The organism is Streptococcus mitis (assembly GCF_047459985.1).
Classification (GTDB): domain Bacteria; phylum Bacillota; class Bacilli; order Lactobacillales; family Streptococcaceae; genus Streptococcus; species Streptococcus mitis_DZ.
Map to the genome: position 1 here is coordinate 1 of NZ_JASHHD010000020.1, position 19,965 is coordinate 19,965.

Sequence of the window (19,965 nt, forward strand, 5' to 3'; positions counted from 1 at the left end):
TTTTTTAAACATTCTATTCCCCTTTCTAGATACAGTCTAACAGATTCAGAAACACTTTTGGACCTTTTCTCCCGTTCTGTCCCCTACACCGTCTAAACTGCACAAAAAAGAGAGGGCATGCCTCTCTCAGGGTTATTTTTCATCATTCATTTTTGACTTTACTTCATCATAAGATAGGACATGTGATTCCTCTTCTACTGTTTCAGGCATCTTTCCTGTTTCGTAAAGAGATTTAATTTGTGTACTATCCAATGTTTCGTATTTCAATAATGTTTCTGCAATCAACTTGTGAGTTTCACGATTTGACTGAATAATTTCAGCAGCTTTGTTTCGTGCCTCATTTAATAATGAACGAACTTCTTCATCAATTTCATAAGCTGTTTGTTCTGAAATTGATTTTTGAGGACTTTGTGCACCAAACATAGCATGATTGCCCTCATATTGAACTGGGCCAAGTTTTTCACTCATACCGTATTCAGTGACCATTGCACGCGCCATTTGTGTCGCTTGTTCGAAGTCGTTTGAAGCTCCTGTAGTTTGAACATTAAAGATAATTTCTTCAGCTACACGTCCCCCCATTAAGCCAGCCAATTGCTCTTTCATATCTTCTTTAGATAGAAGCATTTGATCCTCTTTAGGAAGTGCAATCATGTATCCACCTGCACGGCCACGTGGTACAATTGTAACCTTATGGACAACGCGGGCATTCGACAAGACTAGACCAACAATGGTATGTCCTGCCTCATGGTAGGCAACCAATTCACGTTCTTTTTGTGAAACTGTCTTATCTTTCTTAGAAGGTCCAGCAATCACTCTATCTTCTGCTTCATCAATATCTGAGGCATCAATTATCGATTTATTGCGACGAGCAGCAACTAAAGCCGCTTCATTCAAGACATTCTCTAAATCAGCACCAACAAAACCTGGAGTTTGTTGAGCCACTAATTTCAAATCAACATCTTCTGCTAAAGGCTTGTTCTTAGCATGAACTTTCAAGATTGCTTCGCGCCCCTTAACATCAGGACGACCAACCAATACTTTTCTATCAAAACGTCCTGGACGCAAAAGGGCAGGGTCAAGTACATCTGAACGGTTTGTCGCAGCAATGACGATAATCCCTTCATTTCCCTCAAAACCATCCATCTCAATCAAGAGTTGGTTCAAGGTTTGTTCACGTTCGTCATTACCTCCGCCAAGACCAACTCCACGTTGACGTCCAACAGCATCAATTTCATCGATAAAGATAATAGCTGGTGCTGCTTTTTTAGCATCCTCAAAAAGTGAACGAACACGACTAGCTCCAACTCCGACAAACATTTCTACAAAGTCAGAACCTGAGATACTAAAGAATGGAACGCCTGCTTCTCCAGCGACTGCTTTAGCAAGCAAGGTCTTACCTGTTCCCGGAGGTCCCTCCAGAAGGACACCTGCTGGAATTCGGGCTCCAAGTTTTGTAAATCGTTTTGGATCTTTTAAGAATTCAACAACTTCAACTAGTTCTTGTTTTTCTTCCTCAGCTCCAGCAACATCTGAAAATCTTACTTTAATGTCTTCTTTATTTGCAGCTTTAGCCTTACTACGTCCAAAACTCATCGGGTTACGGCTATTATTTCCTCCCATATTTCCCATCATAGAGAATAGGAAGAAGAAGAGAATACCGAATGGTACAATGGATACAAGAATATTAATCCACATACCACTTGAACTTTCATGCTTAACAGTTACTTCCGCTTTATGGTCAGAAGCAAGCTTTTGCAATTCTGATACTGTAGTGTCTGAAGGAAGAATAATACTTGAAAATTTCTCTACTGTTGTAGCAGAAGGAGAAAAGAACTGAATGCCTGTTTCTTCTTTACTTGTTTTAGGATTTTTATAGACACCCGAAACTTCGATAACACTACCATTTGGTTGGTAAGTCAATTCTTTTACATTGTCATCGGTAATTTCTTTTACCAATTCTGTATAATTAATTTGCTCACTTTTCCCTGCAACACTACCTGTACTAAAATACTGGTAACCTGTAACTAGGAAAAAAATAAGTAATAACCATAGAAAAGGATTTTTAATTAAACCATTATTTTGTTTTTTCATTAAAAATTGTTCTTTCTAATTTGAATACACTTCTTCTTTCAATACCCCAACATATGGAAGGTTACGATAATTTTCTTTGTAGTCTAAACCGTAACCTACTACAAACTCATTTGGGATAGTAAAGCAGGTATAGTCTGCCTCAATTTCTACAACACGTCCTTCTGGTTTATCCAACAAGGTTGCAATGTTAACAGAAGCTGCTTCTCTTGCAATAAACATATCTCGCAAATTCTTCAAAGTTTGACCTGTATCAATGATATCTTCTACAAATAGAACATGTCTTCCTTTGATGTCTTGAGTTACATCTTGCTTGATATTGATGACACCACTACTTTCTGTTCCACCATGGTAGCTAGAAACCATCATGAAGTCCATTTCAATATGTGTGTCGATATGCTTAACCAATTCTGCCATAAAAGGAATAGATCCTTTTAAAATCCCAACTAAAATTGGATTTTTTCCTGCATAATCCTTAGTTAATTGGGTACCTAATTTTTTAGCAGCTTCTGTAATTTCATCGTGTGAAACGAGGATTTTTTTAATATCGTTTTCTAACATTTTTTTACCTATCTATTTTTTCTATATAAAGTACAGTGTTCATTATATCATTTTTCGTGTTTTTACTCAAATTACTAGTCGCAATTCCCAAAATTGAGACAATTTCACCAAATTGCTCAATAATTAGAGCAGATTTTCGCTTTTCCATAGGGATTTTCAAATCAATAAATAGACGTCTGAGTTTTTTTCTATGCCCATTTTGAATCAAAAAATCTCCTGTTTTTCGATGACGAATATATATGGATGTTTCGCGTGAAACAGGTATTTGTTGAATTGATTTACCTTCTAAAGGAAGTCCAAAAGAAAATTTGTATCCTTGATAAGTAACCTGATTTTGATAGTGTAACACAAGTTCATCTTCCTTTTCATCAGCCTGCGGACTGATTTTACAAATCCGAAACTGTTGGTACTCTTTTATCAATTCATAGCCATTTTTTAAAGAATGACGATACTGGCTTTTAGTTTTTAAAATTTGCCGAACTTCTTCAAACTGAGCTTTGGTAAGATTCAAATCTGGAAAACGATTCAGATAAGTTTGAAGTAAAACTCTTTGTGTGGACTCAGAGTAAGACAATAGTTGCTCTACATTTTCTACATCAATATTCTTTGATAATTCAGCTACGGCTAAGTCATAATCTAAAATTTCATTGCCGATGCTTAAGATTGCATCCCTAAATCGAGGATTTTCTTTTTCCAATTCTGGTAAATAAGAGTTTCGAATACGATTTCTAAAATAATGACTTTCCTGATTTGATATATCTTCAAAGTGAAAAATTGATGGAAAGTCTTTTTTCTGAAAATGCAAGAAGGGCCGAATAATTTCTATATCTCCGACTACTTGCTTCTCCTTAATTCCTGATAGATAGCGCAAACGAGTGCCTCGAATCAAACGCATCAAAATCGTTTCCACCTGGTCATCAGCATGGTGGGCAGTGACCAAGGCTGTCGCACCATGCTTTTTCATAACCTCTTGAAAAAAATCATAACGAAAATGTCGAGCCCGCGCTTCTGAAAATTCTCCTGAAAAATTGCTGATATAAATAGGAAGTTCTGCTTCAGCAGCCAACTTCCTTAATTCCTTTTCTTCCCAATCTGATTCTACTCTCTGCTTATGATTCACATGAGCTAGAATCAATTCAATTTCTAACTCTTTTTGATAAGTAGACAATACCTTAAATAGAAACATAGAATCTAATCCACCAGAAAGAGCTAGTACCACCTTAGCATGCTTTTTGAAATATCCTCTCTTGAGAAAATGATTTAAAAAATCTTGTTCCCTCATTTTAGAACCTCATAAACATCCTTGGCTATCTGAGAAATCGTATCATAATCAGAATTCTTAGTGAAAATAGAAAGAATAAATGGAGAATCTGCATAGACAACACCCGTATCATGCTCAAATTCGTCCGCATCCCCAATTTTATGAGCTACCTTCACAGAAACACCTTTGGCAATTCGCTCATTATCAAAATCTGTTTTAGTCAAAGACTCCAATACAAATCCATTTTGATTATAAATAGCTTCCATAACCTTCCCAGCCATTTTAGAAGAAATCAATTTTTCTTTTGGATCCCAATCATCTCCCATAATAGCAGACATCTTAGACTTGAATGTTGCATCAGATTGATTTGAAATGTAATATCCCAATAAATTATGAGCTACATTATCAGATTCTTTTGATACTTTCGAAATTAAATCCTTTAGAGGATACTCTTTATTATCCTCTTTTTTAGGAAGACTACCACTTCCCTCTGGTTTATAAGAACCCGGAAAATCATTGACTGCAGATACGTATTTTACAGTCGTGTCTAACTGATAAAGACCTTCATTTATTTTTTCTTGCGTATAGTAGAGATAAGGTAGTTTTAAAACACTAGCTGCATACATTTTTTCATCTTGATTGATACCAGCTTCTTTACCAGTAGTCAATTGTTTAACATAAATAGAAAATGAATCCTTCTGATATTTTTCAGTTAACATTTCTTGGACTTTACTCATCCGATTATCTTCTTCAGAAGTTAATTCCTTGTCTACCCATCCAGCCTGATCAATATGTAGAAATTCTCTTCCTTCTACAAACATGGTCTTGTCTATTGAAACTTGCGAATAAGCTGATAAGGATGATTTCATTTCTTTTAAATCATAAGGACTGTTGTACAGTTTAAAATCAGATTCTAACCATACTTTTTTTATTGTTTTAGTTACCTCTGATTGATCATATAAAAATCGTTTGTCCGCAGCTATAAATTGATGGTTGGATAACTTAAATACCGGAATTCCTTGTTTATTTAAGCGCCACTCAGTTATTTGAAAACTTGTTTTGGGAGTCAATTTTCCAGATTCTACCACTAAATCTTCATTCGCATAGACAGGAACTTCTCCATAAACAATAGGGGAACTTAATTTTTCTCTAAAATAAATACCAAAGTCAGATTGTGAAAGGTAATAAATTTCTTTCGAAGTATAGACTACTTCTTTTTCTGTGCTAACGACTTTTGAAATAGTCAAAAAACTCGGGAGCAACAAAATAATTAAGAATTTACGCATTCTTCCTTTCCTTTTCTTCTTGTAAACGCAATAATTGATTTTTATCAGCCAACTCTTCCAGTTTTTCATCCGATAGACTCAAAAATTGCTCTATTACATCTAATAAATTTTCCATTTTATCACCTTTGAAGCAAGTCAGGAATCGTATAAACTATTTCCCTCGACTTAGAATAATAGTACTTCGCTCGTGTATATTTGGCAGCATAATCCTCATCTTTCAACTTGGTAGCAAATGCTATCTCCTTATCCTTTTCATCACTCAAAGTTTGATACTGAGTTTGCAAGTCTGCTAATTGCTGACGTCTTTGGAGTAATTGGTGATAGCTTTGAGCAAGATTATAAGTTGGTAAAATGAACAATAAAATCATCAAAATGAGAACCCAACCCATGAAACGATTACGTTTTTGTCGTTCCTTCATCAGATAGCGACGACGTTGATGTTCATTTTGAATAAAAGAATTATTCAATTGTACGATATTTTTAGACATTTTCTTCTACCCGTGTTTCACTGATAATTTCATACATGCCTGCTGCATCTTCTTTTTTTGTACTATCTTTCATCTCCAGTACTTTTACAAGTAGCAACTTATTTCCAAAACGAATTTCAACTTGGTCATTAACTTTCAAATCCGTTGAACTTTTGGCCAAGATTCCATTTACCTTGATTCTTCCTTTATCGGCTACTTCTTTTGCGACTGTACGACGCTTGATAATTCTTGATACTTTTAAATATTTGTCTAATCTCATTTTTATTACCTCAAATTATTATTGTACCATTTTTATCTACTTTATAGAAGAAAAATGTTAAAGTGAATTGTCTTCTTTCGACTCTTTTATCTCTAATAAACTTTCTCCAAAAATGAGAAGACCTTCTAAAATTTCATAGTCCTTCTTGTTTCGGACATCAAATACAACTTCCATTAATCCCTTATTCTCAGCTATTGCTGCTTTTAAGTTCGTTGCGGATAAAGCTTTAAAATAATCTTGAGCCAAGAACAGTCGCTGAGTGACTTTTTCAAATTGTAATGTAATCTTATTATCTTTTCTTTCCACACGTTGAACAAATACCTTATCAAGATAGGACTTGACCAAACCAATCTCTAAAAGATAAGCTACTACATCTGGATATTCTCCAAAGCGGTCCATTAACTCTTCTTGTAACTCTTCATAATTGACACGATTGTCAATTTGACGAATTTTCTTGTAAATTTCAATCTTATGTCGTTGATCAGAAATATAAGTGTCAGGAAGATAGGCATCAATTTGTAAAATCAATTCGGCATTTCCTTTGGTTCTTGTTTTCCCATTACCATGTCGTTTAGCAATAGCTTCCTCCAATAACTGCGAATATAATTCAAAACCAACAGAATCAATGAAACCAGACTGGGATTTTCCTAAAAGATTTCCTGCTCCGCGAATCGAAAGATCTCGCATTGCAATCTTAAATCCGGAGCCCAATTCTGTAAATCCTTTAATCGCTTCTAATCTCTTTTCAGAGACTTCACTGATTGATTTTTCTGGACGATACATGAGATAGGCATAAGCAATACGATTACTACGACCGACTCTTCCTCTTAGCTGATACAAGGTTGACAAGCCCATATGGTCTGCATTTTCAATAAATAAGGTGTTAGCATTTGGAATATCAACGCCAGTCTCAATGATTGTGGTAGTAACCAAAATATCATACTGACCTTCAATAAAGTCCAATAGAGTATTTTCTAACTGAATTTCACTCATTTGCCCATGAACATAACCAATCGAAGCCTCTGGAATCAACTCCTGTAATTCTGAAACCTTCTGGTCAATTGTGTCAACTTTATTGTAAAGATAGTAAACTTGACCTCCACGGTCCATTTCACGCAAAACAGCATCACGAATGACATTATCATTTTTTTCCAAAACATAGGTCTGCACTGGATAACGATTAGTCGGCGGAGTTTCAATAACAGACAAATCTCTGATTCCCAGCATAGACATATGAAGAGTACGAGGGATTGGCGTTGCCGTCAAGGTCAGGACATCTACTTGTTTTTTCAGTTCTTTCAATGTTTCCTTATGCTTGACACCAAATCTCTGTTCTTCATCAATAATCATCAAGCCCAAATCAGCAAACACAACATCTTTTGACAAAACACGATGCGTTCCAATCAAGATATCGACTTGACCCTTTTTCAATTTTTCAAGTGTTTCAGTCTGCTCTTTTTTACTTCTAAAGCGACTCAACACATCAATATTAACTGCAAAATTTTGGAATCGTTCCTTAAAATTCGTATAGTGCTGTTGCGCTAAAACCGTCGTCGGAACTAGAACGACAACCTGTTTGTGATCATTGATTGCCTTAAAGGCTGCACGCATAGCAACTTCAGTCTTTCCAAAACCAACATCCCCAACTAAAAGTCGATCCATTGGCTGAGAAGCCTGCATATCTCTCTTGATTTCCTCAACACTACGAAGTTGATCATCCGTTTCAACATAAGGGAAGGCATCATCAAAAGCATGTTGATCTTCATCATCAGCTGAAAAAGCAAAACCCTTCAACTGACTACGCTCAGAATAAAGTTTGATTAAATCGTCAGCTATATCCTCTACCTGGTTCTTAACCTTTTGCTTTGCCTTTTTAAAATGTCCGTCATTTAATTTATTGAGTTTTGGCGCTTTCCCATCACTTGAAATATATTTAGACAGTAACTGAATCTGCTCTACTGGGATGGAAATTTGATCCCCATTTTGATACTGGACACTGACATAATCGCGGTGAATCCCCTTGATTTCAATTGTTTCAATTCCTAGATATTGACCAATTCCATGAATATGGTGAACAACGTAATCACCTTTTTCAAGTTCATTATAATCTTTTAATCGCTCCGCATTCGCAACATGTTGTCTTCGAAAACGACGTTTCAATTTCTTTTGAAAAATCTCATGTTCAGTAATCAATAAAATCTTTTCATCTACAAAATGAAAACCATGTCTTAGATTACTCTCGATTAAGTTTACAGATTCTTTACAGATACTTGACTTATCTCTGGAATCCAATTTAATCTGGTATTCCTCTAAAACATCCTCCAATGTTTTACTTCCCATTGAATTACTAGACTGCAGAATGATAGTGTAATCCATTTTTTTGTATCGCTCAATTTCTTCTTTCAGAAAAGAAAATTGATTGAAAAACTCCTGCATAGGATATTGATTAAATTGATAAATTTGGTCAAACTTTAGATTGCCTAACCCCTTTTGCAGATTAGAGAAAAAGGTAACCGGACTCTGTTTTTTATAGATTTTCTCAGTTTCTGCAAAATACTGCATCTCAGAAAATGCTTTACTATTCTGTAATTCTTCTGTAAAGTACTGCGCTAATTCTCTTTCAAATATTTCATACTGATTCATTAATTTTTGATAATCATCAAAGAATATTGGAGTATCTTTTTCAATATAATCAAAGACAGTCCATGTCTTGTCATAGCAAAAGGATAAAAACTTCCGAGAATCTGCATGACTTTGTTTTTGATGAAAACTTGAAAGAATTTCTTCTAGATAGGATTTCAGAATCGGCGATAGAGTCTTCGAAATTTGTTTTTCTAAAGCTGACTGACCTCGTTGATAATCCTTTTCTCTCAAAAGCATATCACTAGCTGGAAAGATGGTTAGTTCTGTCTGATTTTCTTTCGATAATTGTGTTTCGACTTCAAATGACCTGATACCATCAATTTCATCACCAAAAAACTCAATTCGGCAAGGTTCTAACTGGGATATTTCAAAAATATCTAAAATATCTCCTCGCAGACTAAATTCTCCCTGAGTTTGTACTTGCGTAACTTTTCGATATCCTATTTCCTTTAACTGATGGATAAGCGCGTGTTGGTCATATTCTTCACCAACTGAGATTTTTACAATACTATCTTTGAATACATTTGGAGACGGTAAAATCAATCGACTTGCTGCGATATTACAAACTAAAATCCCTTTCTTAGATGAATCAGTCAAAAAACGCAAGGCTTCAACCCGTGAAATGATTTTTTCTTGTGAAGACATCAAAAACTCGACCATGGGGGAGTCATCCACCAAAAATGGATAGACAAGTTCCTCACCCAAGATAGAGATAAGATCACTAACAAGTCCTTCTGCTTCTCCATAAGTTGACGTCAATAATACAATCTTATCTTCTTTTTCTAAACTGCTTGCAATTGCTAAAGCTTTTGTAGAAGTTGACAAGCCTAACATTAATTGTCTTTTTTTATCTGTCAGATTTTGATGCCATTTTTTGATCTGATTATTTTCTAAGAATAAATCTAATAAGGTCACCATTTATCCATTATACCTCTGCATCGTTTTTTCAAAACTTTTCTCTTGTAAATAATAATTTACAGCTTCGTCAACCTTGTCAATTGAATGTAAAATACCGATATAATCATCCTTGTCAAACGTACTCAAAACATGGTGAACAACTGACATACCATTCTTAGGTCTTCCGATTCCAATCTTAACACGATTAAAGACCTGAGTTCCTATATGTTGAATAATAGACTTAATGCCATTGTGACCACCTGCTGAGCCTTTTGCTCTTAAACGAATTTTCCCAACTTCCATGTCAAGGTCGTCGTAAATGATGAGTAAATCTTCAATATCCAAACCATAATAAGTCAATAAAGCATGAACCGCTTTTCCACTTTCATTCATAAAGGTCGTTGGTTTGACAAGATAAATTTTTTCGCCATTAAGAAAAAAAGATGCTAGGTCAGCTTGAAATATCTTATCGTGTGTAAAAGTGACATTCTGTTTCTTCGCTAGTTGGTCAATCAACATAAAACCAACATTGTGTTTTGTTTCAAAATATTTATCCCCTGGATTTCCCAATCCCACAAGTAATTTGGTCATTTATTTTTCCTTTCAAAAGCCAAAAGGGTTGGAATTTTTTTCCAACCTAATTGACACTATTCATTAATTTTTTAGACATTAAAGCGGAATTCCATGATATCGCCATCTTGAACGATATATTCTTTTCCTTCTTCACGCAAGCGTCCAGCTTCTTTTACGGCCTTTTCAGATCCGTATTTCACTAGATCCTCATATGACATGGTTACTGCACGAATAAATCCTTTTTCAAAGTCTGAATGGATAATACCAGCTGCTTGAGGAGCCTTCATACCACGTTTGAAGGTCCAAGCGCGAACTTCTTTTTCACCAGCTGTGAAGTAAGTTCCCAGTCCAAGCAAGTGGTAAGCTGCACGAGTCAACTTGTCAACGCCTGATTCTGTCAAACCAATAGCTTCAAGAAACTCTTTTTTATCTTCATCGTCCAATTCAGAAATTTCTTCCTCAGCACGCGCAGAAATAACGACTACTTCAGCATTTTCTGTCGCTGCAAATTCACGAATTTGCTTCACATAGTCGATAGAGTCAGGTTCTGAAACCACATCCTCGTCCACATTAGCAACATAGAGCACTGGTTTAGTCGTCAACAGGAAGAGACCTTTGACAACTTTTTGTTCTTCATCTGTAAACTCGATTGTACGAGCTGATTTTCCATCCTCAAGGACTGGTTTAATCTTTTGAAGAACATTGAATTCTGCTACAGATTCTTTATCTTTTTGCGTACGTGCCATCTTTTCTACACGCGCATAACGCTTATTAACAGATTCTAAGTCAGCAAGAATCAATTCCAGATTAATGGTATCAATATCCGCAAGTGGATCCACAAAGGCATCTTCACGTCCTTGCTCGCGCATGACATTTTCATCATCAAAAGCACGAACTACGTGAACAATCGCATCTACTTCACGGATATTGGCCAAGAATTTATTTCCGAGACCTTCCCCTTTAGAAGCCCCTTTCACAATCCCTGCAATATCTGTAAATTCAAATGTTGTAGGAACCGTCTTCTTAGGAGTAATCATTTCAGTTAATTTTTGAAGTCGTTCATCTGGAACTTCTACCATCCCGACGTTTGGATCAATGGTCGCAAAGGGATAGTTTGCTGCCTCTGCTCCTGCTTTTGTAATTGCATTAAATAGTGTTGATTTACCAACATTTGGCAAACCAACGATACCTGCTGTTAAAGCCATATTTTCTCATTCTCCATTTTCATTTCAATCCCTAATATTATAACACAAAAAGGGAAAACTTGCTAACCCTCTAACTAAGGGTTCTCAGTCAATAATTTTATTCATTTTTCTATCAAAATCATAGCGCCCCATCATGACAACATGGTCACAATTACTACATTTGATTTTGATATCTGCCCCTACACGTGTAATTTCCCAACGATTTGCTTTTTTACCAGTTGACTTGATAGTACAAGCATGTGGTTTTTTCATCTCAACAAAATTTCCAACCTGATACATATTACTCTCCTTTTCTTTTTCGATTATATCATAAAAGAGGCGAGCTAGGCTCAACCTCTTTAACTTAATTCGTACGAACTGGGGTGATAAGTTGCATGAAGTCCTCGTCAGTATCTGCTGGCACAAGAGTGAATGGACGAACAGCTGAGATAAAGCTAATGGTCACCTTTTCGCTATTTAAAGCCTTGAGTGAATCAATCAAGTAAGTTGGGTTGAAACTAATAGTCAAATCATCCCCAGTAACTTGATCAGTGTCGATTTCTTCGTTTACTTTACCAACTTCTGGAGAGTGAACATGGGCGCTAACAACACCACCTTTAATTTCAAGCTTCACAGTACCATTTTGAGTCGCACTTGATAAAAGACGAGCACGTTCCATCGACTGGCGTAAGTTTACCACATCAAAAGTAATAGTAGTGTTAAAGTCTGTTGGAATCAAACGATCTGTGTCAGGATAGTTTCCTTCTAGGAGACGAGTATAAAAGCTAATATTTTCGCTTCTAAAGAGGATTTGATTGTTGGCAAAGAAAATCTCTACAGTTTCGATATCATCTGTAAATACCGCTGAAAATTCGCGTAGAGAACGGCTAGGAATGACAACATCAAAATCATCACTATTTTTCTCAAGCGTTAATTTTTTCTGGCTTAGACGATGAGAGTCTGTTGCCACTGTTTTTAGCTCCTTGTGTTGACTCAATACAAAATGAACACCTGTTAAAATTGGACGACTCTCTTGGGTACTTGCAGCAAAGGCTGTTTCATTGATAATTTTCTTGAGTAATTTTGTTTCAAGAATTAAAGGAGTGCTTGCTGAAATTTCCTGGATTCGTGGATATTGTTCGCTATCCTTTCCTTTTAGGGTAATTTCTGATTTGCCGCTGGTTAAAATAATTTGATTTTGTTCAATTTCTTTAAAATCAAGAGTCACATCAGGTAGACTAGATACCACATTGATAAAGAAAGAAGCTTCAAGAAGGATTGAACCTAAAGAAGTAATTAACAAACCAGCATCTTCATTTTTTTGAGAAATAAAATTTTCAATTGAAATTTGACCATTTGAACCAATTAAAGTAACACCTTCATTAGTCACGTCAATTTTTACTGTTGATAAAATAGGAATGGCATTTTTAGAACTAATAGCTCTCTTAGTAGTATTTAATGCTTGTAGAAATAAATTTTTATTAATTGAAAAATGAATCATGGATTCTCCTTTATTTATTTTTAGTATTAAAAAGATAATAGTAATAATAGAGTCTGTGAAATCTGTGGAAAACAGACTAAAATTAAGGCATATCAAGTTTTTTGGCTTGTTTAAAAAATGTGGATAAAAAAGATAAAAAAGCGAAAGTTATCCACAAGTTATTTGATTTTCTTTTTGATTGATTCAATTTCTAAACGTAAATTATCGTCTTCATCAATCAAAGATTTAATTTTTGCATGGGCATGAATGACTGTTGTGTGATCTTTACCACCAAATTCCTTCCCAATTTTTGGAAGACTATTATCTGTTAGTTCTCTAGCTAAATACATGGCTACTTGACGGGCTAAAACAATATTTTGAAGGCGTCTACTTCCCTTCATTTCTTTGACACTAACACCATAAAAGTTACCAACTTCATTTTGGATTTTATCAATTGGAATGACGAGTATTTGGCTAACATCTTGTTTGCGAGCTCTAATAGCTTCTGCAGCAACATCAATTGTAATATCTTGGATTTTCTTTACTCTAGCAACTAAAGTGATATCATTAATCGCACCTTCAAGATCGCGAACATTTGAATCAAATTGACCTGCTAAGTATTCTAAAGTATCGCTTTGGAAATTGTAATTCAAATGTTCAGTTTTGCTTTGTAGAATGGCAATACGCGTTTCAAATTCAGGAGGTGTAATGTGCTGTGTTAATCCCCAACTAAAGCGCGTGACAAGTCTTTCTTCAAGCCCTTCCAGATGTTTTGGACTTCTGTCACTGGTTAGGACAATTTGTTTTTGCTTGTCATGAAGGGCGTTAAAGGTATTGAAAAATTCTTCCTGAGTTGCGACTTTTTTACCACTTAGAGATTGGATATCATCAATTAATAAAAGATCAAGGCTACGATAGGTTTTTTTAAACTTTTCCATCTCCCCAAGTCTTAGGTGATCAAGAAAGTCATTAATAAAGCTTTCAGCAGGGATATATTTAACACGTGCATCAGGAATGTTTTTTAGAATTTCATTACCAATAGCATTTAATAGGTGAGTCTTACCGAGACCTGGACCTCCATATATAAAAAGAGGGTTATAGGTCAAAGCTAAATCTTCTGAAACAGCTAAAGCAGCAGATTTTGCCCAAACATTTCCATCCCCTTGGATAAAATTATCAAAGGTATACTTTTCTTTTAATCCAGTATCCGAATAAGGAATAGATGCTAACTTTGGACTATAGTCATAAAGAGTTGAATTGGTAGCTTCTTCAACTTGTGAGATAGTCGTATCTTGAGGTTTGGTGAAAATATAGTGGGGAGTTATTTCAGCATCATAAATTTCAAATCCAGCAACTACAATAATATCTTTTAGTTGTTTTTCCCAGACCATTTCCATTTCAGATCGTGGTAAAAATATAGTAGCAACATTTTCCTCTACCTTGATGAGTTCAGCTTGAATAGCATAGAAATCATACATGGATCGAGTCAGTCTTTCTTGAGCAAATTCTAATATACGATTCCAAAATTGTTTTTCTTTCAATCCTTTCTCCTCCTTTACTATTTAAAAGTTTAATGATAGACTTATTTTACCATAGATGGCAAGAATTTTCCACAAGCTGTGAAAAATAATCCACAATGTTATCGAGTTTTATCCACAGGTTGGGGATAAAAGCAGAAACTATTGATTTTTTAAGCTTTTTATTGAAAAAAACAGTGGATAATTATGTGAAATAAAAAAATAAAAGAACAGCCTCATTTCAGGCTGTTGATAATTCTACTGTATTCTTCTTGATTTGAAAAAGAAATAATGATTTTTCCACTATCTTTTTTAGACAGTTTGATTTCTACATCTAATCCGAGTAGTTTTTTTAACTGTTCTTCTTCATTCTGTATGAAATGATTCGTTTTTTGAAGTTTCTTTTGTTTTTTCTCTGTCAGAAGAGCTTCTAACTTCCTTACAGAAATATCTTCCTCGATGATTCGTTGAAAGAAATAGTCTTGTTGTTCCTTATTCAAGCCAATTAAAGAACGTGCATGTGCTTGTGATAGTTTGCCCTTTTCTACTTCTGAGAGGATCTGTTCTGGCAAGGAAAGCAAACGAATGGAGTTGCTGATATAAGGACGAGACTTGCCCATTTTATCTGCAATTTCAGCATGGGTGAATCCTTTCTCTACGAGAGATTCATAGGCGCGTGCTTCTTCTATTGGATTTAAATTTTCTCTCTGTAAATTTTCAATGATGGACTGGACCATCATCTCTTGGTCTGAAAGTTGTTTAACAACAGCTGGGATAGACGTTAGACCAGCTAAAAGTGAAGCCCGATAGCGTCTCTCTCCTGCAAGGATTTCGTAACCAATAACAGGAGATTGACGAACAATAATCGGTTGAATGACCCCATTTTCTTTAATAGACTGTGCTAGTTCATCTAGTTTTTCTCTATCAAATTCTGTTCGGGGTTGATAGGGATTTTTTTGTATATCTGTGATAGAAATCATTTCAAATTTTTCCATGATTCTACACTAACACATCTTTTCTCTTATGTAAAGCTTTCTTTACATAGATGTCAATTAAGATTCTAAATCACCTGAACTTTTGTCAAGTTTGATAGATGTAGTCTCTTCTTTACCGTTACGATAGTAGGTTATCTTAATGGTGTCTCCGATAGAATGATTATAAAGAGCACTTTGTAAGTCTGTTGATGAAGTAATCTCTTTGTCATCTACTTTTGTAATAACATCATATTTTTCAAGGTGACCATTGGCAGGCATGTTACTTTGTACAGAACGAATAACTACACCAGATGTTACGTTACTTGGAATATTCAGTCTTCTAATATCACTTGTATTAATATTTGAGAGATTGACCATTTGAATTCCCAAAGCTGGACGAGTCACTTTTCCGTTCTTTTCTAACTGTTCAATAATATTGATAGCATCATTTGCAGGAATTGCGAAACCAAGACCTTCTACAGATGTGCCTCCATTTGTGGCAATTTTACTTGAGGTAATTCCGATAACCTGTCCTTGGATATTGATAAGTGGTCCACCAGAGTTACCTGGGTTAATAGCAGTATCAGTTTGGATGGCTTTTGTAGAAATGGCTTGTCCATCTTCAGATTTTAAAGATACATTTCGATTGAGACTAGATACGATACCTTGAGTGACAGTATTTGCATATTCGGAACCTAACGGGCTACCAATGGCAATAGCAGTTTCTCCTACGGTTAACTTGCTAGAATCTCCAAACTCAGCTACTGTTGTCACTTTTTCTGAAGAGATTTTGACGACAGCAATGTCAGAGAAAGTATCAGCTCCGACAATTTCTCCAGGTACTTTAGTTCCATCTGACAAACGAATATCTACTTTGCTGGCACCATTTATAACGTGATTGTTGGTGACGATGTAAGCTTCTTTATCATTCTTTTTATAAATAACCCCAGATCCTTCACTAGAGATTTGCTGAGAATCTGTGTCAGTATCATCATTACCAAATACGCTATTTTGTCTGTTTGCCGAATAAGTAATAACAGAAACAACAGCATCTTTTACTTTGTTAACAGCCTGTGTTGTTGAATTTTCGTTCTTATAGGCAGTCTGTGTAATAGTACTATTGTTGTTGGAGTTACTTACAGTACTTTTCTGAGTTAGTTGGTTTATTGAAAAGCTACCTAAGGCTCCACTAATAAAGCTAATGACAATAACGACTACTAATTGAAACCATTTTTTGTAAAATGTTTTTAGATGTTTCATATTTGCCTCCATTTGTTTGAAATTACTGAAAGTATAAACTGACTAGCTTAATTATAACTTAAAAATAAAAGTTTTTCACAGATTGTGGATAACTTTCAAAAATCTGTGGTTTTCTCGGCTAAAATTAACCTTTTATTTTGTGAATAAGATGTGAAAAAATAGAGAATATGTTAGAATAGAGTCATGAAAATTAAAGTTGTAACAGTTGGGAAACTGAAAGAAAAGTATTTAAAAGATGGTATCGCAGAGTATTCAAAACGAATTTCTCGATTTGCTAAGCTTGAAATGATTGAGCTGGCAGATGAAAAAACACCAGATAAGGCTAGTGAGTCAGAAAATCAAAAGATTTTAGAAATAGAAGGTCAGAGAATTTTATCAAAAGTTGGTGACCGTGATTTCGTTATTGTGTTAGCCATTGAAGGGAAAACTTTCTCCTCAGAAGAATTTAGTAAGCAGTTAGAAGAAGCTTCTATAAAAGGATTTTCTACTCTTACCTTTATTATTGGAGGGAGTCTGGGGTTAGCACAGGATGTAAAAAAGAGAGCTAATCTTTCTGTCAGTTTTGGTCGCTTAACCTTACCCCATCAGTTAATGAGACTAGTTCTTGTTGAACAAATTTATCGGGCTTTTACAATACAGCAGGGCTCTCCTTATCATAAATAGAAAATTGACTTTCAATTGAATTTTTGGTAAAATAGCTGTGTTAGGTCTCATAGCTCAGCTGGATAGAGCATTCGCCTTCTAAGCGAACGGTCGCAGGTTCGAATCCTGCTGGGATCAATATAGTAGCAAAGCTGGGAATTTTCCCAGCTTTTTTCTTAAAAAAGTACACTTGGGGAGAAAAAAATGACAGTTGAGAGAATTTTATCTAAACTGAAATTCTATTTTGTATAATGGTTTTTGTAAGTTAGCTTACAAGAAAAAAACATTTAAGGAGATTTTATTATGAAAAACACAGTTAAATTGGAACAGTTTGTAGCCTTAAAGGAAAAAGACTTGCAAAAGATTCAAGGTGGGGAGATGAGGAAACCAGATGGTGCTTTATTTAATTTATTTAGAAGAAGATAAAGGAGTAGCAGAATGGATTTTTTCTTAGTAGTGGATTTTATATTATATTTTCTAATTCTTAGTCACAGTTACCATTTAATTTGTAAAGGTCAAATAAAAGCAAAGGAACTATACGTTTTTGGTGCTTATACATTACTAGTAGAAGCAGTACTTGAACTTCCCTTCTATTTTCTATCTTTAGATGGGTTAGGAATTGTAACATTTTTATTTCCTTTGGGATTATATTCCTATTTTCGATGGATCAAACAGTATGAGAGGGATAGAGGACTATTCTTAAGTTTACTACTATCTCTTTTATATGAGAGCACTCATAACTTTCTGTCTGTGACTTTCTCCTCTATAACAGGAGACAATTTTGTTTTACAATATTATGGCCTATTCTTTTTAGCAATCTCAACGTTGACCTATTTTGTTGTCTTAAAAATCATTCATTATTTCCATTTGGAACTAGCCTATTTTGACAAGGACTACCTTTATCCTTTTTTGAAAAAAGTATTTTTTGCATTACTACTGCTACATGTTGCATCTTTCATTTCAGATATGGTAAGTACGATTAAACATTTGAATAGTTTTGGAAGTATTTTATCATCTATTGTCTTTATTTCTCTACTTTTGATTTTCTTTGCAATGAATTCGCATAAAGAACAAATGGAGAAAGAGATTGCTTTGAAGCAGAAGAAATTTGAACAGAAACATTTACAGAATTATACAGACGAAATTGTCGGTCTGTATAATGAAATCCGTGGTTTTCGACATGATTATGCTGGAATGCTTGTTAGTATGCAGATGGCAATTGACAGTGGTGATTTACAAGAAATTGACAGAGTTTACAATGAAGTTTTGGTCAAAGCAAATCATAAACTGCGTTCAGATAAGTATACTTACTTTGATTTGAACAACATAGAGGATTCAGCTTTACGAAGTTTGGTTGCTCAGTCAATTGTCTATGCTCGAAATAACGGTGTAGAGTTTACACTGGAAGTAAAAGATACGATTACTAAGCTCCCAATTGAACTATTGGATTTGGTTCGTATTATGAGTGTTTTATTGAACAATGCTGTCGAAGGATCGGCTGATAGCTATAAAAAGCAGATGGAAGTAGCAGTTATTAAGATGGAAACTGAAACAGTGATTGTGATTCAGAATTCATGTAAAATGACGATGACTCCTTCAAGAGATCTATTTGCTTTAGGATTCTCTACTAAGGGAAGAAATCGTGGAGTAGGATTAAATAATGTGAAAGAACTACTAGATAAGTACAATAATATTATTTTAGAAACAGAGATGGAAGGCAGTACATTTAGACAAATCATTAGATTTAAGAGGGAATTTGAATGAAAGTTTTAATTTTAGAAGATGTTATTGAACATCAAGTGAGGCTAGAGAGAATATTGGATGAAATTTCGAAAGAATCGAATATTCCAATATCTTACAAGACAACAGGAAAAGTTCGTGAGTTTAAGGAGTATATCGAAAATGATGAAGTAAACCAGCTTTATTTCTTAGATATCGATATTCATGGAATTGAGAAAAAAGGGTTTGAAGTTGCCCAGTTTATTCGTCATCACAATCCTTATGCTATTATCGTCTTTATTACCAGTCGATCAGAGTTTGCGACTCTAACCTATAAATACCAAGTATCAGCCTTAGATTTTGTTGATAAGGATATCAATGATGAGTTATTTAAGAAGAGAATTGAGCAAAATATCTTCTACACGAAGAGTATGTTACTTGAAAATGAAGATGTGGTAGATTATTTTGACTACAATTACAAGGGAAATGATTTAAAAATCCCTTACCATGACATTCTGTATATTGAAACGACAGGGGTCTCTCAGAAATTGCGCATTATTGGTAAGAATTTTGCAAAAGAGTTTTACGGTACCATGACAGATATTCAGGAAAAGGATAAACATACTCAGCGATTTTATTCTCCTCATAAGTCATTTTTGGTAAATATAGGCAATATCAGAGAAATTGATCGAAAAAACCTAGAAATTGTTTTCTATGAAGACCATCGTTGTCCTATTTCAAGATTAAAAATTAGAAAATTGAAAGATATTTTAGAGAAAAAATCTCAAAAGTAATTGACAATTAGTAAGAAATTGATATAATGGTTATATCTGCTACAGATAGAAGGTCCGTTGGTCAAGGGGTTAAGACACCGCCTTTTCACGGCGGTAACACGGGTTCGAATCCCGTACGGACTATTTTATCCGCCATAGCTCAGTTGGTAGTAGCGCATGACTGTTAATCATGATGTCGTAGGTTCGAGTCCTACTGGCGGAGTATAGATAAAAAGGCTCTTTGTCAACTGTAGTGGGTTGAAAAAAGCTAACATCTGGAGAGGACGATCGTCGTTCTCTCCATTTTTATATTCAGAGCGATAAAAATTCGTTTCTTAAAGTTTTCAAAGTTCCGAAAAC

Annotated in this window: 19 protein-coding genes and 3 tRNA genes; 7 read left to right on the plus strand and 15 right to left on the minus strand. The window is 34.9% G+C overall.

Features of this window, described 5'->3' with window-relative positions; translation table 11 throughout:
- Nucleotides 1–132: 132 nt before the first annotated feature.
- The 15 genes from ftsH to QM959_RS08800 all read right to left on the minus strand — a co-directional run bounded on the left by ftsH (nt 133) and on the right by QM959_RS08800 (nt 16,471).
- A complete protein-coding gene (gene ftsH, locus QM959_RS08730; RefSeq protein WP_247935673.1) occupies nt 133–2,091 on the minus strand; it encodes an ATP-dependent zinc metalloprotease FtsH in 1,959 nt (652 codons plus the stop codon).
- 15 nt (nt 2,092–2,106) lie between these two features.
- Nucleotides 2,107–2,649, minus strand: a complete 543-nt coding sequence (gene hpt, locus QM959_RS08735; protein ID WP_247935672.1) for a hypoxanthine phosphoribosyltransferase — start codon at nt 2,647–2,649, stop codon at nt 2,107–2,109.
- Between the two features lie 4 nt (nt 2,650–2,653).
- Nucleotides 2,654–3,931 carry a tRNA lysidine(34) synthetase TilS gene (gene tilS, locus QM959_RS08740; protein WP_414372724.1) on the minus strand — a complete coding sequence of 426 codons (1,278 nt, stop codon included), beginning with the start codon at nt 3,929–3,931 and terminating at the stop codon, nt 2,654–2,656.
- Nucleotides 3,928–5,196, minus strand: coding sequence for a serine hydrolase (locus tag QM959_RS08745; RefSeq protein ID WP_414372726.1), 1,269 nt, complete (start codon nt 5,194–5,196; stop codon nt 3,928–3,930). The genes tilS and QM959_RS08745 overlap by 4 nt, the downstream gene beginning before the upstream one ends.
- A complete protein-coding gene (locus QM959_RS08750; protein ID WP_000429334.1) occupies nt 5,189–5,311 on the minus strand; it encodes an SP_0009 family protein in 123 nt (40 codons plus the stop codon). Before QM959_RS08750 ends, QM959_RS08745 begins: the two co-directional genes overlap by 8 nt.
- Nucleotides 5,312–5,315: 4 nt before the next feature.
- Complete coding sequence (locus QM959_RS08755; RefSeq protein ID WP_414372728.1) at nt 5,316–5,684, minus strand: septum formation initiator family protein; 369 nt, start codon at nt 5,682–5,684, stop codon at nt 5,316–5,318.
- Nucleotides 5,677–5,943: an RNA-binding S4 domain-containing protein gene (locus QM959_RS08760; RefSeq protein WP_001234978.1), complete on the minus strand. Its 267-nt coding sequence runs from the start codon at nt 5,941–5,943 to the stop codon at nt 5,677–5,679. The genes QM959_RS08755 and QM959_RS08760 overlap by 8 nt, the downstream gene beginning before the upstream one ends.
- 57 nt (nt 5,944–6,000) lie before the next feature.
- Complete coding sequence (mfd, locus tag QM959_RS08765; protein WP_414372730.1) at nt 6,001–9,504, minus strand: transcription-repair coupling factor; 3,504 nt, start codon at nt 9,502–9,504, stop codon at nt 6,001–6,003.
- Nucleotides 9,505–10,074, minus strand: a complete 570-nt coding sequence (gene pth, locus QM959_RS08770; protein WP_414372732.1) for an aminoacyl-tRNA hydrolase — start codon at nt 10,072–10,074, stop codon at nt 9,505–9,507. It abuts the gene before it with no gap.
- A gap of 71 nt (nt 10,075–10,145) precedes the next feature.
- Nucleotides 10,146–11,261: a redox-regulated ATPase YchF gene (gene ychF / locus QM959_RS08775; protein WP_001218707.1), complete on the minus strand. Its 1,116-nt coding sequence runs from the start codon at nt 11,259–11,261 to the stop codon at nt 10,146–10,148.
- Nucleotides 11,262–11,345: 84 nt separating this feature from the next.
- Nucleotides 11,346–11,540 carry a DUF951 domain-containing protein gene (locus QM959_RS08780; protein WP_000285186.1) on the minus strand — a complete coding sequence of 65 codons (195 nt, stop codon included), beginning with the start codon at nt 11,538–11,540 and terminating at the stop codon, nt 11,346–11,348.
- A gap of 64 nt (nt 11,541–11,604) precedes the next feature.
- Nucleotides 11,605–12,741 carry a DNA polymerase III subunit beta gene (dnaN, locus tag QM959_RS08785; RefSeq protein WP_247935488.1) on the minus strand — a complete coding sequence of 379 codons (1,137 nt, stop codon included), beginning with the start codon at nt 12,739–12,741 and terminating at the stop codon, nt 11,605–11,607.
- A gap of 158 nt (nt 12,742–12,899) precedes the next feature.
- Nucleotides 12,900–14,261, minus strand: a complete 1,362-nt coding sequence (gene dnaA, locus QM959_RS08790; RefSeq protein WP_414372738.1) for a chromosomal replication initiator protein DnaA — start codon at nt 14,259–14,261, stop codon at nt 12,900–12,902.
- Nucleotides 14,262–14,473: 212 nt separating this feature from the next.
- Entirely contained in the window at nt 14,474–15,232 is a 759-nt protein-coding gene (locus QM959_RS08795; protein WP_414372740.1) for a ParB/RepB/Spo0J family partition protein, read from the minus strand.
- A 57-nt stretch (nt 15,233–15,289) separates the two neighbouring features.
- Complete coding sequence (locus QM959_RS08800) at nt 15,290–16,471, minus strand: S1C family serine protease (protein WP_414372742.1); 1,182 nt, start codon at nt 16,469–16,471, stop codon at nt 15,290–15,292.
- A 183-nt stretch (nt 16,472–16,654) separates the two neighbouring features.
- On the opposite strand from QM959_RS08800, the gene rlmH reads away from it, so the two are divergent.
- The 7 genes from rlmH to QM959_RS08835 all read left to right on the plus strand — a co-directional run bounded on the left by rlmH (nt 16,655) and on the right by QM959_RS08835 (nt 19,828).
- On the plus strand, nt 16,655–17,134 hold the full coding sequence (gene rlmH, locus QM959_RS08805) for a 23S rRNA (pseudouridine(1915)-N(3))-methyltransferase RlmH (RefSeq protein ID WP_000695934.1): 480 nt from the start codon (nt 16,655–16,657) through the stop codon (nt 17,132–17,134).
- A gap of 43 nt (nt 17,135–17,177) precedes the next feature.
- Nucleotides 17,178–17,251 (plus strand) — tRNA-Arg (locus QM959_RS08810).
- 165 nt (nt 17,252–17,416) lie between these two features.
- A complete protein-coding gene (gene comC, locus QM959_RS08815; protein ID WP_045612506.1) occupies nt 17,417–17,539 on the plus strand; it encodes a competence-stimulating peptide ComC in 123 nt (40 codons plus the stop codon).
- A 12-nt stretch (nt 17,540–17,551) separates the two neighbouring features.
- On the plus strand, nt 17,552–18,877 hold the full coding sequence (comD, locus tag QM959_RS08820) for a competence system sensor histidine kinase ComD (RefSeq protein WP_414372743.1): 1,326 nt from the start codon (nt 17,552–17,554) through the stop codon (nt 18,875–18,877).
- The gene (gene comE / locus QM959_RS08825; RefSeq protein WP_247935493.1) at nt 18,874–19,626 is read left to right on the plus strand and encodes a response regulator transcription factor; all 753 of its coding nucleotides are present in this window, start codon (nt 18,874–18,876) and stop codon (nt 19,624–19,626) included. Before comD ends, comE begins: the two co-directional genes overlap by 4 nt.
- A gap of 51 nt (nt 19,627–19,677) precedes the next feature.
- A tRNA-Glu gene (locus tag QM959_RS08830) sits at nt 19,678–19,749 on the plus strand.
- Nucleotides 19,750–19,754: 5 nt separating this feature from the next.
- Nucleotides 19,755–19,828 (plus strand) — tRNA-Asn (locus QM959_RS08835).
- The last annotated feature ends 137 nt before the right edge of the window (nt 19,829–19,965 follow it).